This window comes from Roseateles sp., assembly GCF_047654805.1.
Lineage (GTDB): Bacteria > Pseudomonadota > Gammaproteobacteria > Burkholderiales > Burkholderiaceae_C > Pelomonas.
The window spans coordinates 1,129,616-1,145,600 of record NZ_JASGIV010000001.1 but is presented as its reverse complement, the minus strand read 5'-3'; the positions used below and the strand labels follow the sequence as shown (position 1 = coordinate 1,145,600).

15 protein-coding genes are annotated in these 15,985 nt (G+C 67.5%); 3 read left to right on the top strand and 12 right to left on the bottom strand.

Annotation, left to right across the window (positions count from 1 at the left end):
• Positions 1-14: 14 nt before the first annotated feature.
• Positions 15-536 (top strand): FKBP-type peptidyl-prolyl cis-trans isomerase, encoded by a 522-nt coding sequence (locus QM732_RS05130; RefSeq protein ID WP_415655113.1) that lies wholly within the window; start codon positions 15-17, stop codon positions 534-536.
• 93 nt (positions 537-629) lie between these two features.
• Here QM732_RS05130 and dut read toward each other — a convergent pair whose 3' ends face one another.
• From dut to QM732_RS05070, 12 genes are all read right to left on the bottom strand, one after another.
• Positions 630-1,079: a dUTP diphosphatase gene (gene dut / locus QM732_RS05125; protein ID WP_415655112.1), complete on the bottom strand. Its 450-nt coding sequence runs from the start codon at positions 1,077-1,079 to the stop codon at positions 630-632.
• Positions 1,079-2,281 carry a bifunctional phosphopantothenoylcysteine decarboxylase/phosphopantothenate--cysteine ligase CoaBC gene (gene coaBC / locus QM732_RS05120; RefSeq protein ID WP_415655111.1) on the bottom strand — a complete coding sequence of 401 codons (1,203 nt, stop codon included), beginning with the start codon at positions 2,279-2,281 and terminating at the stop codon, positions 1,079-1,081. The genes dut and coaBC overlap by 1 nt, the downstream gene beginning before the upstream one ends.
• Positions 2,281-2,985, bottom strand: coding sequence for a tRNA (guanosine(46)-N7)-methyltransferase TrmB (gene trmB, locus QM732_RS05115; RefSeq protein ID WP_415655110.1), 705 nt, complete (start codon positions 2,983-2,985; stop codon positions 2,281-2,283). The genes coaBC and trmB overlap by 1 nt, the downstream gene beginning before the upstream one ends.
• Positions 2,985-4,295 (bottom strand): thymidine phosphorylase, encoded by a 1,311-nt coding sequence (gene deoA / locus QM732_RS05110; protein ID WP_415655109.1) that lies wholly within the window; start codon positions 4,293-4,295, stop codon positions 2,985-2,987. The genes trmB and deoA overlap by 1 nt, the downstream gene beginning before the upstream one ends.
• 3 nt (positions 4,296-4,298) lie before the next feature.
• The gene (deoC, locus tag QM732_RS05105) at positions 4,299-5,063 is read right to left on the bottom strand and encodes a deoxyribose-phosphate aldolase (RefSeq protein WP_415655108.1); all 765 of its coding nucleotides are present in this window, start codon (positions 5,061-5,063) and stop codon (positions 4,299-4,301) included.
• Positions 5,060-5,896 (bottom strand): purine-nucleoside phosphorylase, encoded by an 837-nt coding sequence (locus tag QM732_RS05100; RefSeq protein ID WP_415655107.1) that lies wholly within the window; start codon positions 5,894-5,896, stop codon positions 5,060-5,062. The genes deoC and QM732_RS05100 overlap by 4 nt, the downstream gene beginning before the upstream one ends.
• Positions 5,897-5,903: 7 nt before the next feature.
• Complete coding sequence (cdd, locus tag QM732_RS05095) at positions 5,904-6,320, bottom strand: cytidine deaminase (RefSeq protein ID WP_415655106.1); 417 nt, start codon at positions 6,318-6,320, stop codon at positions 5,904-5,906.
• Between the two features lies 1 nt (position 6,321).
• Positions 6,322-7,287: an ABC transporter permease gene (locus QM732_RS05090; RefSeq protein ID WP_415655105.1), complete on the bottom strand. Its 966-nt coding sequence runs from the start codon at positions 7,285-7,287 to the stop codon at positions 6,322-6,324.
• Positions 7,280-8,389, bottom strand: a complete 1,110-nt coding sequence (locus QM732_RS05085) for an ABC transporter permease (protein WP_415655104.1) — start codon at positions 8,387-8,389, stop codon at positions 7,280-7,282. Before QM732_RS05085 ends, QM732_RS05090 begins: the two co-directional genes overlap by 8 nt.
• A complete protein-coding gene (locus tag QM732_RS05080) occupies positions 8,386-9,918 on the bottom strand; it encodes an ABC transporter ATP-binding protein (RefSeq protein WP_415655103.1) in 1,533 nt (510 codons plus the stop codon). Before QM732_RS05080 ends, QM732_RS05085 begins: the two co-directional genes overlap by 4 nt.
• A gap of 5 nt (positions 9,919-9,923) precedes the next feature.
• A complete protein-coding gene (locus QM732_RS05075) occupies positions 9,924-10,901 on the bottom strand; it encodes a BMP family lipoprotein (RefSeq protein WP_415655102.1) in 978 nt (325 codons plus the stop codon).
• Positions 10,902-10,979: 78 nt separating this feature from the next.
• The gene (locus tag QM732_RS05070; RefSeq protein ID WP_415655101.1) at positions 10,980-12,329 is read right to left on the bottom strand and encodes an MATE family efflux transporter; all 1,350 of its coding nucleotides are present in this window, start codon (positions 12,327-12,329) and stop codon (positions 10,980-10,982) included.
• Between the two features lie 77 nt (positions 12,330-12,406).
• Between QM732_RS05070 and acnA the strand changes: the two genes are divergently transcribed.
• Positions 12,407-15,130: an aconitate hydratase AcnA gene (gene acnA, locus QM732_RS05065; protein ID WP_415655100.1), complete on the top strand. Its 2,724-nt coding sequence runs from the start codon at positions 12,407-12,409 to the stop codon at positions 15,128-15,130.
• 101 nt (positions 15,131-15,231) lie between these two features.
• Positions 15,232-15,924 carry a DNA-binding protein gene (locus QM732_RS05060; protein ID WP_415655099.1) on the top strand — a complete coding sequence of 231 codons (693 nt, stop codon included), beginning with the start codon at positions 15,232-15,234 and terminating at the stop codon, positions 15,922-15,924.
• Positions 15,925-15,985 lie beyond the last annotated feature (61 nt).

Below are 15,985 nucleotides of genomic sequence, written 5' to 3'. Positions count from 1 at the left end.
CGAAAATCCTTCCCATGCAAGTGACCCGCCCCTGTGTCGTCTCCCTGCGCTGGAGACTCGACGATGCCCAGGGTCAGCTCATCGACGAGCTGGCCGAGCCGATGGAATTCCTGGTCGGAGGGGATGACCTGTTCGCCAAGGTCGAGGCCTCGCTGGAAGGCCAGGAGGCCGGCTTCGAGACCGACCTCGCGCTGCAGCCCGAGGAAGCCTTCGGGGACTACGACTCGGGCCTGGTTTGCTTTGAGGCGCGCAGCCTGTTCCCGTCGGACGTGGAGCCGGGCATGCAGTTCGAGGGCCTGCCCGAAGGGGCCGTCACCGAAGGCATGGCCGAGGACGCGGTCTACACGGTCACCGAGGTCTACCCTCAGCACGTGGTGCTGGATGGCAACCACCCGCTGGCCGGCATCGGCCTGCGCATGCACCTGAAGCTCATGGACGTGCGCCCGGCAACCGAGGAAGAGATCCAGGCCGGCTCGGTGGGCGAGCCCATCTTCATGGTGCAGACCGGCGCGCCGCCGGACGAACCCATCCACTGAGGCCGAAAGGGCGCGCGGCGGCTGCGTGCCGCGCGACACCGGCTGGAGCACATCCGGCGTGGACCCGAAGGCGCCCCTAGGCGCCTTGTTGCTCTATGCCTTGCCGGTGGAGCCGAATCCGCCAGCGCCGCGCGCCGACGCATCGAAGCTGTCCACGCGCCGGAAGCTCGCCTGCACGACCGGCACGATGACCAACTGGGCGATGCGCTCAAAGGGCTGGATGGTGAACTCTGCCTGGCCACGGTTCCAGCAGCTGACCATCAGCTGGCCCTGGTAGTCGCTGTCGATCAGGCCCACCAGGTTGCCCAGCACGATGCCGTGCTTGTGGCCCAGGCCCGAGCGCGGCAGGATGATGGCCGCCAGGCCCGGGTCGGCGATGTGGATGGCCAGGCCCGTGGGGATCAGGCTCGTCTGACCGGGAGCCAGTGTGATCGCTTCGTCAAGGCAGGCTCTCAGATCGAGGCCGGCGCTGCCGGGCGTCGCGTAGGCGGGAATCTGCTCGGCCATGCGGGCGTCGAGCACTTGCAGGTCAATGGCGTGCATCAGAGTCGTTTCGAGAGTTCTTGGATCAGCTCGCGCGCAAGGCTGAGCTTGTCCGCGCGGGGCAATTCGCGCCGGCCCTGCTCGTCGATGAGCAGCAACGCGTTGTCGTCGCGGCCGAAGGTGGCCGGCCCCAGATTGGCGACGATGAGCGGAATGCCCTTGCGGCGGCGCTTGGCGTCGGCATGCTCGGCAAGCTTCTCGCTCTCGGCGGCAAAACCCACGCAGTAAGGCGGCTTGGGCAGCTTCGCGACTGCCGCCAGGATGTCGGGGTTCTCGGCCATCGCGATGGTGGGCGCCGTCGCGCCGCCCTCGGCCTTCTTCAGCTTGTGCTCATGCGTCTGCGCCGGGCGCCAGTCGGCGACGGCGGCAGTCGCGATGAAGGCATGCTGATGAGCGGCCAACGGCAGCACGGTGTCATGCATCTGCTGGGCCGACTGCACGTCGAGGCGCTGCACACCGCGAGGCGTGGGCAAATGCACCGGACCGGCCACCAACGTGACTTCGGCGCCCGCCTCGGCCGCCGCGCGGGCGATGGCAAAGCCCATCTTGCCGCTGCTGTGGTTGGTGATGCCGCGCACCGGATCGATGGGCTCAAAAGTGGGGCCCGCCGTGACCAGCAGCTTCTTGCCGCGCAGCGGCTTGGGACAGAGGAATGCTTCGACATCGTCGAAGATCTCCTGCGCCTCCAGCATGCGGCCGTCACCGATCTCGCCGCAGGCTTGGTCGCCGCTAGCTGGGCCGATGACGGTCGCGCCGTCGGCCACGATCTGCGCGACGTTGCGCCGCGTGGCCGGGTGCGCCCACATCTCGCGATTCATCGCCGGCACGACCAGCAACGGGCATTCATGGATGCGACGGGCCAGCGCGGTCAGGCTGACAAGGTCATCCGCCCTGCCCTGCGCCAGCGCAGCAATGGCGTCGGCACTGGCCGGCGCCACCAGCATCGCATCGGCCTCGCGACTGAGGTTGATGTGGGCCATGTTGTTGTCGGGCCGTGGGTCCCACTGGCTGGTGTAGACGGGACGGCCGGACAGCGCCTGCATCGTCACCCCGGTGATGAACTGCTCGGCGGCCTCGGTCATCATGACCTGCACCGTCGCTCCGCCCTTCACGAGCAGCCGCGTCAGCTCGGCAATCTTGTAGCCGGCGATGCCGCCGGTCATCGCGAGCAGGATGTGTTTGCCGTAAAGGGGTGATGTCATCAGCGCTTCCTGAACACCAGGTCCCATACGCCATGTCCGAGCTTGATGCCGCGGTTCTCGAACTTGGTCAGGGGACGGTAGGCGGGCTTGTCAGCATAGCCGGCCGCGGTGTTCAGGAGATGGGGCTCGGCCGACAGCACTTCAAGCATCTGCTCGGCATAGGGCTGCCAGTCGGTCGCGCAATGCAGATAGCCACCCGGGGCCAGATGCTGCACCAGCTTGGAAACGAACTCGGGCTGGATCAGGCGGCGCTTGTTGTGGCGCTTCTTGTGCCAGGGGTCGGGGAAGAAGATATGCACGCCGGCCAGCAGTCCGGGGCCGATCATGTCGCGCAATACCTCGACGGCGTCGTGCTGCACGATGCGGATGTTGGGAATCTGCTTCTCGGCGATGAGCTTGAGCAGCGCACCTACGCCGGGTTCGTGCACCTCGCAACCGATGAAGTCATGGTCGGGCAGCGTCTGAGCGATCTCGGCCGTCGCGCCGCCCATGCCGAAGCCGATCTCCAGCACCAGCGGCGCCTTGCGGCCAAAGACAGCGGCAGCGTCGATGCGCTCGGGCTTGTAAGGCAGCACGAACTTCGGGCCCAGCTCGGCCAACGCCTTGATCTGGCCCGTGCCCATGCGACCGGCGCGCGTCACAAAGCTCTTGATCGCGCGTCGGGGCGGATCCTGCGGCTGCTGCGGGTCTTGCTCGTCAGACATCAGCCCACCTCGGCCATCACCATGGGCGTCGCAGCCACGTCGGCGTCACCCAGCATGCAGGCAGCCAGGTACGACGCGACGGCCCGATCGGCAGCAGCTTCATCGGCCGCGTGGATCAGCGCCAGCGGCTCGCCGGCCGCGACACGCGTACCAATCGGCTTGACATCGGAGAAGCCCACTCGCATGTCAATGGCGTCGCCGGCCTTGCGGCGTCCACCGCCCAGCTCCACGATGGCCACGCCCAGGTCGCGCGTCGACATCGTCGTGATGACGCCGGCACGCGGCGCAGCCACCGGCCTCACGACGGGCGCAGCGGTGAGATAGGCCTCGGGCCGCTCCATCAGGTCGGACGGGCCGCCCAGGGCCACCACCATCCTGGCGAACTTCTCGGCGGCGGCGCCCGAGTCCAACGCAGCCTGCAGCTTCACTCGCGCGGCTGCGGCATCGGCAGCCAGGCCGCCAAGCACCAGCATCTCGGCGCACAGCGCCAACGTCACCTCATGCAGGCGCGGCTCGCGATGATCGCCCTTCAGGTAGCGGATGGTCTCGATGACTTCCAGCGAATTGCCGACATCGGTGCCCAGGATCTGGTTCATGTCGGTGATCAGCGCACGCGTCTTCAGGCCAGCACCACCCGCGACGGCGACGATGCTCTCAGCCAGCTCCTTCGCGAACTCGGGCGTGGATGCGAAGGCACCGTTACCGCACTTGATGTCCATCGCCAAGCCCTCGAGCCCGGCAGCCAGCTTCTTGGACAGGATGCTGGCGGTGATCAGCGGCACGCTCTCCACGGTGGCCGTCACGTCGCGCGTCGCGTAGAAGCGCTTGTCGGCGGGGGCCAGGTCGGCCGTCTGGCCGATGATGGCGCAGCCCAGTGTGCGCACGATCTGGTCGAACTTCGCCGGGTCCGGCGTGGTCGTGTAGTGGGGAATGGCTTCCAGCTTGTCCACCGTGCCGCCGGTATGGCCCAGGCCGCGGCCGGCAATCATCGGCACATAGCCACCGCAGGCTGCCACCATGGGCGCCAGCATCAGGCTGACCTTGTCACCGACGCCACCGCTGCTGTGCTTGTCCAGCACCGGGCCGGGCATGTCGGGCCAGCGCATCACGCGGCCGGAGTTCATCATCGCGCGGGTCAGCAACACGGCTTCGTCACGGCCCATGCCCTTGAGGAACACGGCCATGCCGAGGGCCGCGACCTGGCCCTCGCTCCAGGAGTTGTCGACGAGGCCGCGAACGAAATGGTTGATCTGCGCTTCATTGAGCGCCTGGCCGTCGCGCTTGGCGCGGATGATTTCTTGGGCAAGCATGGTTCAGTACGCGGAAGTGGCGGCCGTGCGGGGGCCACCGGAAAGCACGGCTTCGATGTCGGTCAGCAGGCCGCTGGCGCCAAAGCGCAGCCGCTGCGGGTTGAGCGCGTCGGCGCCAAGTGCGGCTTCGGTCTGCGCGATGTAGCCGGCGGCATCCACCACCGAGCGCACGCCGCCGGAGGCCTTGAAGCCGGCGGCGGACAGGCCACTCGCAGCGATTTCCTTCAGCATGGCCGCTGCCGCTTCTGGCGTGGCGCCGGTCGCGGTCTTGCCAGTGCTGGTTTTCACGAAATCGGCGCCGGCCGCCAGCGCCAGGCGCGTCGCCTGGGCAATGCGCTCGGCCGTGCCGAGTTCGCCGGATTCGATGATGACCTTGAGCGTCAGCGGCCGGCTGGCATGGCGGACCTCGGCCAGGAACTCGGCGACCTCGGTGGCCTTGCCGGACAGCAAGGCACGCCAGGGCAGCACCACGTCGACCTCATCGCCGCCGGCCTGCGCGATGGCGGCAATATCGGCCAGCGCAACGGCCAAGTCCAGCGCGCCATCAGGAAAATCGGCCACGGCCGCGACCTTGATGGCAGGCGGCAGCGCGGCACGCGCCTGCGCGACGAAGCGTGGCCAGACACAGACAGCTGCCACGGGGCCGTAGGCCGTCTGCGCACGCCGGCACAGCGCGGTGATGTCAGCCGGCGTGTCGGCATCGTTCAGGCTGGTCAGGTCCAGGCAGGCCAGCGCCGTGCGGGCCGCGGCTTGCAGGTCCAGGGTCACAGCGTCACATCCTTGAGACTGGCCACCAATGCGGACAGGAAGGCCGCGGCGCGCTCGCCAGATATCTGCGCCTGCTTAAGCGTCAGGTCGTGGGTCAGCGCCTCGGCGGACAGGCCGGCGGCCATGTTGGTCATCAGCGCCAGGCCCATGACCTTGAGGCCGGCGTGGCGGGCCAGGATGGTCTCGGGCACGGTGCTCATCCCCACGGCATCGGCGCCCCAGGCAGCGAACATGCGGATCTCGGCGGCAGTCTCGAACTGCGGCCCCAGCGCCCAGCAGTAGGTGCCCTCGCCCAGCATCAGGTTCTCCCGCTTGGCCAGGGCCAGCGCGTGCTTTCGCAGATCGGCGTCGTAGGCGTTGACCATGTCGACGAACCGGTGGCTGCCCTGCTCGCCGACGAGCGGGCTGCGCTGCGGCGCATTGATGTGGTCGGCGATCAGCATCAGGCTGCCAGGCGGCATGTGGCCGCGCAGCGAGCCCGAGGCGTTGGTCTGCAGCAGCAGCTTCACGCCCCAGCGCTTGAGCGTGCGCAGCGCGCCGGCCATGCCGGTGCAATCGCCGCTTTCATAGGTGTGGGCACGACCACGCAGGAAGATGACGCGCTGGCCACCGATGTGCCCCACGACGATCTCGTTGACGTGGCCCTCCACCTTGGGCTGCGGGAATGCGGGCAACTCCGTGTAAGGCAGATTCTTGGCCTCCTGCACATGGCTGACGGCGCCGGCCCAGCCGGAGCCCAGCACCACGGCCACCTCGGGCGCATTGCCGAACAGGGATTGCAGCTTGTCGACGCTCGCGGTGATCGCGACGTCGAGCTTTTGGTTGTCGATCATGGAAACCTCAGAAGTTCAGGTGACTGGGCCCGAAGCTGTGGGGCAGCAGTTCGGCCAGGGTCCAGCGTTGGCGGATGCCGCCCGGGTCGCCAGCGATGACGATAAGCTCCTCGGGCACGGAAAACTCCCGGAGCTTCTGGCGGCAGCCGCCGCAGGGCGTGATGATCTCGGGACCGGGCCCGGTCACCAACGCCACTTTCGCCTGCTTGCCGCCAGCCATGATCATGGCCGTCAGCGCAGAGGGTTCGGCGCACCAGCCCTGCGGATAGGAAGCGTTTTCCATGTTGGCGCCGATGTGGATGCGGCCCTGCTCGTCCAGGATGGCAACGCCGACCCGGTACTTCGAGTAAGGCACATGGGCGAAATCGCGGGCGCGCAGCGACTCGGCGAGCAGGCGGTCCAGCAGGCCTTGGGGGAGTTCCATCTCAGCGCTCCTTCACGTACGGCCGGCCGAGGGCCTGGGGGGCGACGGCGGAACCGATGAAGCCGGCGAGCAGCACGACCGTCAAGATATAGGGCAGCGCCTGGATCAACTGCACCGGCACCTCGCCGATACCCGGCAGCTGCACGCCCTGCATGCGGATGGCCACGGCATCCAGGAAGCCGAACAGCAAGCAGGCGCCCAGTGTGGGCAGGGGCTTCCACTTGCCGAAGATCATGGCGGCCAGCGCGATGTAGCCGCGCCCGGCCGTCATGTTGGGAGAGAAGGAGGCGTTCTGTGCCAGCGTCAGGTAGGCGCCCGCCAGGCCGCAGAGTACGCCGTTCATCAGCAGCGCCTGGTAGCGCAGGCCCTGCACGGACATACCAGCCGCCTCCACCATGGCCGGGTTCTCGCCGACCGCTCGCAGGCGCAGGCCCGGGCGGGTGCGCTCCAGGAAGAACCACACCGCCGCCACCATCAGGAACGCCGTGTAGACCAGCGCGTTGTGGCTCAGCAGGCCGTGGCCGAAGACCGAAGCGAACCAGCTCCCCGGCCGCGGCTCGGCAAAGCCCTGGGCAAGGGCCGTCAGGCGCACGTCGGGTTCGATGGGCGGTGTCTGGCCGCCCTGCTGGAACCAGGCGATGCCCAACACGACGGTCAGGCCCGCGGCGATCATGTTCAGGGCCACGCCTGAGACGACCTGGTCGCCGCGGTTCGTCACGCAGGCGAAGCCGTGGACCATGGATGCGGAACTGGCCACGACGATGGCGGCCAGCAAGCCCCACGCGGTGGAATGCGTGACCGAGGCTGCGGCCGCCGCAGCGAAGGCTGCCAGCAGCATCTTGCCTTCAAGGCCCAGGTCGATGACGCCGGCACGCTCGGACAGCACGCCGGCCATCGCGCACAGCAGCAGCGGCGCACTGACACGCAGCGTGGAGGCCAGCACCGACGCAATCAGGACTTCATCCACGGCGACCTCCCTTCAAAGCCGCGTAGAGCCGGGCGAACAGCGGAGCGCTGACCGTGGCCATGGCGCCGGAGAACAGCACGATCAGCCCCTGCGCCGTGACGACCATCTCGCGCGAGAAACCCTGCAGCTCGAACGACACCTCGACACCGCCCTGGTAGAGCACGCCGAACAGCAGCGAGGCCAGCACGATGCCGAAGGGATGGTTGCGCCCCATCAGTGACACGGCGATGCCGGTGAAGCCGGCGCCAGCGACAAAGTCCAGCGTCAGCTTGCCCTGCACGCCCGAGATCTCGTTGATGCCCACCATGCCGGCCAGCGCGCCGGAGATGGCCATGGCCAGCATGATCTGGGCGCGCGGCCGGATACCGGCGTAGTGGGCTGCCCGCGGCGCGCTGCCGACCGCACGCACGGCGTAGCCGGCAGCACTCTTCCACAGGAACCAGCCCACGAACACGCAGGCCACCAGCGCGATGACAAGACTGAGGTTCAGCGGCGAGGATGGCAGCTCGACGCCGAAGGCCGCTGCAATCTGGTGCAGCGCCGGCATGCGGGCGCTCTCGGCGAACTCGGCGGACTCCACCGCCATGCTGTCGGCCGGGCGCAGCCAGTTCACCAGCAGGTAGCCGTTCAGGCCCGCGGCGAGGAAGTTGAACATGATGGTCGTGATGACGACGTGGCTGCCGCGCCAGGCCTGCAAGTAGGCCGGCAACGCCGCCCAAAGCATGCCGAAGCCGGCCGCAGCAACCACCAGCAGAGGCAGCATGACGATGGCCGGCAGCTTGGCGCCCAGCCACAGCGCAACCAGCGCCACGCCCACGCCACCCAGCGTCGCCTGGCCTTCGCCACCGATGTTGAACAGTCCTGCGTGAATGGCCACCGCAACCGCCAGGCCGGTGAAGATGAACGTCGTCGCGTAGTACAGCGAATAGCCCAGGCCGCGCACGCTGCCCAGGGCACCGTTGAGCAGCACGGTCAGCGCCTGCCAGGGACTGTGACCGATGACCATGACGACCAGACCGGCCACCAGCAATGCGATGGCCAGGTTCCACAGCGGCAACAGACCGATGTCGATCCAGCGGGGGAGTTGCAGGGGTTGGCTCATGCCGCTGCTCGTTCTTCTTGCGCGGCCATCAACAGGCCGAGGCGACGCTCGTCGCAGTCTTCGATGGCGAGTTCGCCGGTGATGCGGCCACAGTTCATGACGACGACGCGATCCGCCAGCGCCAGGATCTCGTCCAGTTCGCTGCTGACCAGCAGTACCGCACAGCCGGCATCGCGTAGCGCGCGCAGCTGGTGATGGATGAACTCGATGGCGCCGATGTCCACGCCGCGCGTGGGCTGGCCTACCAGCAGCACGGTCGGCTGCTCGCCGATCTCGCGGGCCAGGATGAGCTTTTGCTGGTTGCCGCCTGAGAACTTGCTGGAGCCGAGGTTCTCGTCGCGCGGGCGCACGTCGAAGCGCTCCTGCATCAGCCGGGTGGCGTCTCGCATCGCAGCATGATTCATTGACGCGCCCTTGCGGTACTTGGGCAGGCCCTGGTAGCCCAGCACGGCGGATTCCCAGGCCGGAAAGCTCATGACCAGGCCCACCGCATGCCGGTCTTCGGGCACGTGGGCCAGCCGCAGCGGGCGGGCCTGGGAGGTGTCCAGCCACGCATCCGGCGAGAAAGACTTGCCGCCCAGTTCCATGCGACCGCCTTCCGGCGCGCGCAGGCCCGACAACACCTCGAGCAGTTCGCTCTGGCCATTGCCCGACACGCCGGCCACGCCGACGATCTCGCCGGCCTTCAGCGTCAGGCTGACGTCCTTCAGGGCCGCAACGCCATTGGCATGCTTCAGGTTCAGGCCGCTGGCCTGCAGCCGGACCTCGCCGGCATGCGCCTGCAGGCCTTCGGGCCGGCCCAGCGTGACCTTGCGCCCGACCATGGATTCGGCCAGTGCCTCCTCGCTCCAATGCGAAATGGCCCGCGTCTCGACGACCTGGCCCTGGCGCATCACCGTGACGGCGCCGCACAGGCTCATGACTTCCCTGAGCTTGTGCGTGATGAGGATGAGCGTGGTGCCAAGTTGCTGCAGCTTGCGCAGCGTGACGAAGAGCTGGTCGGTCTCCTGCGGCGTCAGCACCGCAGTGGGTTCATCGAGGATCAGGATCTTGGCGCCACGGTACAGCGCCTTCAGGATCTCCAGCCGCTGCAGCTCGCCCACGGGCAGCTCGCTCACCAGGGCATCCAGGTGCACCTGCAGGCCGGTCTCGGCCATCAGCGCCTCGAGCTTCGCCCTCACCTTGGCCTTGGACGGCGTCAGGAAGAAGCCCCCTTCGGCGCCCAGCATGATGTTCTCGAGGCAGGTCAGCGTGTCCACCAGCATGAAGTGCTGGTGGACCATGCCGATGCCCAGCTGGATGGCCTGCTGGGAGTTCGCGATGTGGACCTGTTGGCCGTTGACCTCGATGTGGCCCGAGTCGGCGTGGTAGTAGCCATACAGGATGGCCATCAGCGTGCTCTTGCCCGCGCCGTTCTCGCCGACAAGGCCATGCACGCTGCCGGCCGCGATGTCGAAACTGACCTCGCGGTTGGCCTGGACCGCGCCGAAGCGCTTGGAAATCGCCTGGAGGCGGACGGCGGGCGCCATGCCGCTCAGAACTTACAAGCGTTGTCCGCCATGTAGTCCGCCACCTTCACCTTGCCGGCAATGATGTCGGCCTTGACGGCGTCGACCTTGGTCTTCAGCGCCGGGGTCAGCAGCTTGGCGTTGTGCTCGTCGGCCGCGTAGTCCACGCCTGCCTCCTTCAGGCCCAGCACCTGCACGCCGGGCTTCCAGGCCTTGAGCACGTTGTAGACGGCCACGTCCACGCGCTTGACCATCGAGGTGAGCATGGTGCCGGGCTGCAGGTGGTTCTGGTTGCTGTCCACGCCGATGGCGAGCTTGCCCGCATCCTTGGCGGCCTGGTAGACACCCACACCCGTGCCGCCGGCGGCGGCGAAGACCACGTCCGATCCCTTGGCGAACTGGGCCTTGGCCAGCTCGCCGCCGCGGGTCGGATCGTTCCAGGCTGAGGACGTCGTCCCCGTCATGTTCGAGAACACCTCGATCTTGGCGTTGGTCGCCTTGGCGCCCTGCTCGTAGCCGCACTGGAACTTGCGGATCAGCGGGATGTCCATGCCGCCGACGAAGCCCACCTTGCCGGTCTTGCTGACCAGGGCCGCCATGGCTCCGACCAGATAGCTGCCTTCCTGCTCCTTGAAGAGGACGGATTGCACGTTGGGCAGGTCCACCTTGGCATCGATGATGGCGAACTGTGTCTTGGGGAAGTCCTTGGCCACCTGCTGCAGCGCCGACGCCTGGGCAAAACCGATGCTGATGATGGGGCTGGCGCCTCGCTCGGCCATGCGGCGCAGGGCCTGCACGCGCTGGGTGTCGTTGCTGATCTCGAATTCGAGGTAGGTCTTTCCCGACTCCTTCTTCCAGCGCTCGGCACCCTGGTAGCCGGCTTGGTTGAAGGATTTGTCGAACTTGCCGCCCATGTCGAAGATCACCGCAGGCTGCTGGGCCTGGGCCAGTGCGGAGCCGGCAAGCAGGGCCAGGGCGGCAAGGCGGGGCAGAGAAGACTTCATGGGATTGGCGTGGGCAAGGCGAAAGGGGCGCATTGTAGAAAACATCCCTCAAGTTTTACTGGCTAGGAAAATACCGATTCACCCGGCCTTTGCATGGCGCAACTTGCGGTGCGCCGCCCGGGCATGGGGCAACCACCCCAGTGTCGCCCAACGGCGCCACATCAGGAGGCCTCGGATCCATTCGTCGGCGGCATAAGCAATCCACACGCCAACCAGGCCCCAGCCCAGGTGTATGCCCAGGAACCAGCTGCCCCCGGCCAGCACCAGCGCCATGGACGCCGCGCCCGCCAAGACGGGGTAGCGGGCGTCGCCCGTGGCCCGCAACGCGTTGATGACCACCATGTTGAAGACGCGTCCGGGTTCCACCAGCACCGTCCACCACAGCAGTGTGCAGCCCAGTTCGATGATGCGCGGATCCGACGTGAACTGCCTCAGCAGCCAGGGCCCGGCGAGCGCGAAGCAGCCCGACACCACGAGCGCCACGACCAGCCCCAGCCCCAGTGACTTGCGCACCAGTTTGTGGGCGGCATGCAACTCGCCTGCACCGATCATGTGCCCGACCAGGATCTCCACGGCAAATGCAACGGCCAGGCCAAAGATCAGGATCACGTGCAGGAACTGCATCGTGTAGGCGTGCGTGGCCAGCGCCAATGCACCCAACTGGGCCACCGCGGCCAGGCTGGTCATGAAGGCCAGGCGCCAGGAGATGTTCTCCGCTGCGCCGGGAATGCCGATGTGCAGCACCGTCGCCAGCGGAGCGCGCACGATGCGCCACCAGTCACGTGGCTGCAGGTGCAGGTTCAGGCGACTCTTCCACAACACGATGTGCAGCAGCAAGCCGGTGCCGCGCCCGCACAGACAGGCCAGCGCATAGCCAACCAGGCCCAGATACGGCATGGCCAGCAGCGCAACGATCAGCGTGACGACCTGGATGACGATCACCACCATCAGCGCCTCGCGGCTGCGCAGGTGGGCGCGCATGACGCTGGCCATCGTCGCGTTGAGCGCATCGATCAGCAGCGCCGGCGCCAGGGCCTGCAGCAGCGTGCCCGCCAGCGGCGCGACCTCCGGCGGCGCATTCACCAGCCGCAGCAGGGGCCCGGCCGCCACCAGCGCCGCGACGGCACCGCCCACGCCCAGCCACGTGCTGGCGCCCACAGTCGCGCGAGCCACGGCATCGGCCTGGTCGCGTCGGCCGGCTCCCAGCGCCTGCGTAACAGCCACGCTGACGCCAGCGCCAATGACGCGGAACAACACGAACAGCGCCGCAAAGACCTGGTTGGCCAAGCCGAAAGCGGCACCGCTGTCATCCGACAGCCGCGCCGCCAGCGCAGTGCCGATGATGCCGATGCCAATACCCAGCAGCAGTTCCAGCAGCAACGGCCAGGTCAGCGGGAATAGGCGCGGGCGAGCGGACGGGGCGGTCATGCCCGAGTCCTAACGACGGGAATTACACAAGTCACGACAAGCTCGCCAGAATGGCCCGGAATCGTAAAGGAGTAACCATGCCGAAACCCCAGTCAGCAGCCCCCACCCACGCATTCGCCAACACCCAGGCCAGCTTCAAGACCGCCGCCGGCAAGTCCGGCCAGTTCTTCTCCCTGCCCAGGCTCGCCAAGACCTACCCGAACGTGGCCCGCATGCCGGTCTCCGTGCGCGTCGTGCTGGAAAGCGTGCTGCGCAACTGCGACGGCAAGAAGGTGACGGCCGAGCATGTGGAGCAACTGGCGAACTGGAAGCCCAACGCACCCCGCGTCGACGAAATCCCATTCGTCGTCGCCCGCGTGGTGCTTCAGGACTTCACCGGCGTGCCGCTTCTGGCCGACCTGGCCGCGATGCGCAACGTGGCCGCCAACCTGGGCAAGAACCCCAAGACCATCGAACCACTGGTGCCGGTGGACCTGGTGGTGGACCACAGCGTCATGATCGACCACTACGGCAGCAACAAGGCGCTGGACCTGAACATGAAGCTGGAATTCCAGCGCAACCGCGAGCGCTACGAGTTCATGAAGTGGGGCATGCAGGCCTTCGACACCTTCGGCGTCGTGCCCCCGGGCTTCGGCATCGTGCACCAGGTGAACCTGGAGTACCTGGCCCGTGGGGTGCACAAGACCAAGGCGGGGGTCTACTACCCCGACAGCCTCGTCGGGACCGACAGCCACACGACCATGATCAACGGCGTCGGCGTCGTCGGCTGGGGCGTGGGCGGCATCGAGGCCGAGGCCGGCATGCTGGGCCAGCCGGTCTACTTCCTGACGCCGGACGTCGTCGGCTTCGAGCTGACCGGTCGGCTGCGCGAGGGCGTAACGGCCACGGACCTGGTGCTAACCGTCACCGAAATCCTGCGCAAGCACAAGGTGGTCGGCAAGTTCGTCGAGTTCTTCGGCCCCGGCACCGAGAGCCTGTCAGTGCCCGACCGCGCCACCATCGCCAACATGGCGCCCGAATACGGCGCGACCATGGGCTTCTTCCCCGTCGACGCAAAGACCGTCGACTATTTCAAGGGCACGGGCCGCAGCAAGACCGAGATCGAAGCCTTCGAGTCCTACTGGAAGGCGCAGGGCATGTTCGGCGTGCCCAAGGCCGGTGACATCGACTACAGCTCCATCGTCACGCTGGACCTTGGCAGCGTGGCGCCCAGCCTTGCTGGCCCCAAGCGTCCGCAGGACCGCATCGAGATCACTCACCTCTCCAGCCAGTTCGCCGAGCTGTTCAGCAAGCCCGTCACCGAGAACGGCTTCAACCAGCCCGCCGACAAGCTTGCCCGGCCCTATGTGACGGAATCGGGCATCCCGGTGAAGAACGGTGACGTGCTGATCGCCGCCATCACCTCCTGCACCAACACCAGCAACCCCGGCGTGCTGCTGGCAGCCGGACTGCTGGCCAAGAAGGCGGTGGAGGCGGGGCTCAAGGTCTCGCCCCACATCAAGACCTCGCTGGCCCCTGGCTCGCGCATCGTCACCGAGTACCTGCAGAAGGCGGGGCTGCTGCCCTATCTGGAGAAGCTGGGCTTCAACGTCGCCGCCTACGGCTGCACTACCTGCATCGGCAACGCCGGCGACCTGACACCCGAGCTGAACAAGGTCATCCAGGACAACGACATGGTCTGCGCCGCCGTGCTGTCCGGCAACCGCAACTTCGAGGCGCGCATCCACCCCAACCTCAAGGCCAACTTCCTCGCCAGCCCGCCACTGGTGGTCGCATACGCCATCGCCGGCAATGTGACCGTGGACCTGATGACCCAGCCCGTGGGCCACGGAAAGAAGGGCAAGCCCATCTACCTGGGCGACATCTGGCCCACCAGCGATGAGGTCTACCAGCTGATGAAGTACGCGATGAACGCGAAGGCGTTCAAGGAAAACTACGACAAGGTCGCGAGGAAGCCCGGCAAGCTCTGGGACGCCATCAAGGGCGTCAAGGGCCAGGTCTACGACTGGCCCAAGAGCACCTACATCGCGCAGCCGCCCTTCTTCGAGGGCTTCACGATGGCACCCAAGCCGCTGGAGTCCGGTGTCAAGGCTGCCAAGATCATGGCGCTGTTCGGCGACTCCATCACCACCGACCACATCAGCCCCGCCGGCTCCTTCAAGGAGACCACGCCCGCGGGCAAGTTCCTCACGGAGCACGGCGTGTTGAAGGCCGACTTCAACTCCTACGGCGCCCGCCGCGGCAACCACGACGTGATGATGCGCGGCACCTTCGCCAACGTGCGCGTCAAGAACCTGATGCTGCCCGCCCGGCCGGACGGCTCGCGCGAGGAAGGCGGCTACACGCTGAAGGACGGTGTCAAGACCACCATCTACGACGCCGCCATGGCCTACATCGCCGAGGGCAGGCCCACCGTCGTCTTCGCCGGCGAGGAGTACGGCACTGGTTCCAGCCGCGACTGGGCGGCCAAGGGCACGCAGCTGCTGGGCATCAAGGCCGTCGTCGCCAAGAGTTTCGAGCGCATCCACCGCAGCAACCTCATCGGCATGGGAGTGCTGCCGCTGCAGTTCAAGGCCGGCGACTCCTGGGAGAGCCTGGCGCTGACCGGCGCCGAGATCGTCGACATCACGCTGGCCGACGAGATCCGGCCGCAGGGCGACGCCACGATGACGATCACCCGCCCCGACGGCTCGACGCAGCGGGTCACCCTGACGCTGCGCATCGACACCGCCATCGAGGTGGACTACTACCGGCACGGCGGCATCCTGCCCTTCGTGCTCAGGCAGCTTCTCGCCGCGTGATCGGACCCGCGGCCGCGGACATTTAAGGAATGCCCCCGGGCGGTCGCCTTTCCCTGGGGAGGTGGGCGGCATTGGCCGCCCGCTCCTGATTGGAAAACGACATGGCAGGCCAAGACATCACTTTCGACGAAGTAGCCGCCGCTGCCCAGGGCCTGGCGAGCGAGGGCAAGCCGGTAACGATGGACAGCTTGCGCGGCGCGCTGGGCACGGCGTCCGTGCAAGCTCTCCACCAGCATCTGACCACCTGGCGCAGCAGCCAGAGCCAGCCCGAGCCGGCGCTCGACACCGAGTTGCCGGCGGCGCTGACGGCCGCGCTGGGCAGCTGGGCAAGACAGCTGGCCGAGGACGCGGCCGGCCGTGTGCGCGAGCGCCTGGCACAGGCTGAGGGCGACCTGGCGGCAACGCTGCAATCCAACGAGCAGGCCGAGGCCCAGCGCGACGAACTCGACGCCAGGCTGGCCCAGATCACGACCGAGCGTGACCAGGCGCTGGCCAGACTGGCGGAACGCGAGGCCAGCGTGGAACGGTTGACGATAGAACTGCGCCATGCGCGTGACATCGCCTCCGACGCTCTGGTCGGCAAGGCCAAGGACCAGTTGGCCATCGAGGGCAAGGACGCCCAGCTCGCCGACCTGCGCCAGCAGCTGGAGCGCCAAGTCGCGAACTCGGCAGCCGTGTCCGACGCACGCCTGGCCGCCGAGATGGAACTCGTGGGCGCCACCACCGCCCGCAACAACCTGGCGGCCGAGGTCGCGGAACTGCGCGCCCAGCTGGACGCCCGCCGCGCGGGCTGACGGGCAATCAGCCCCCCCGACACGGGGCGCGGCGTCAAAGCCAGGCCGTCCGGGGAGCTCG

Coding starts and splice junctions, on each gene's coding strand:
- QM732_RS05130 (WP_415655113.1), top strand. CDS start 15: ATGCAAGTGACCCGCCCCTGTGTCGTCTCCCTGCGCTGGAGACTCGAC.
- dut (WP_415655112.1), bottom strand. CDS start 1,079: ATGCACGCCATTGACCTGCAAGTGCTCGACGCCCGCATGGCCGAGCAG.
- coaBC (WP_415655111.1), bottom strand. CDS start 2,281: ATGACATCACCCCTTTACGGCAAACACATCCTGCTCGCGATGACCGGC.
- trmB (WP_415655110.1), bottom strand. CDS start 2,985: ATGTCTGACGAGCAAGACCCGCAGCAGCCGCAGGATCCGCCCCGACGC.
- deoA (WP_415655109.1), bottom strand. CDS start 4,295: ATGCTTGCCCAAGAAATCATCCGCGCCAAGCGCGACGGCCAGGCGCTC.
- QM732_RS05100 (WP_415655107.1), bottom strand. CDS start 5,896: ATGATCGACAACCAAAAGCTCGACGTCGCGATCACCGCGAGCGTCGAC.
- cdd (WP_415655106.1), bottom strand. CDS start 6,320: ATGGAACTCCCCCAAGGCCTGCTGGACCGCCTGCTCGCCGAGTCGCTG.
- QM732_RS05085 (WP_415655104.1), bottom strand. CDS start 8,389: ATGAGCCAACCCCTGCAACTCCCCCGCTGGATCGACATCGGTCTGTTG.
- QM732_RS05080 (WP_415655103.1), bottom strand. CDS start 9,918: ATGGCGCCCGCCGTCCGCCTCCAGGCGATTTCCAAGCGCTTCGGCGCG.
- QM732_RS05075 (WP_415655102.1), bottom strand. CDS start 10,901: ATGAAGTCTTCTCTGCCCCGCCTTGCCGCCCTGGCCCTGCTTGCCGGC.
- QM732_RS05070 (WP_415655101.1), bottom strand. CDS start 12,329: ATGACCGCCCCGTCCGCTCGCCCGCGCCTATTCCCGCTGACCTGGCCG.
- acnA (WP_415655100.1), top strand. CDS start 12,407: ATGCCGAAACCCCAGTCAGCAGCCCCCACCCACGCATTCGCCAACACC.
- QM732_RS05060 (WP_415655099.1), top strand. CDS start 15,232: ATGGCAGGCCAAGACATCACTTTCGACGAAGTAGCCGCCGCTGCCCAG.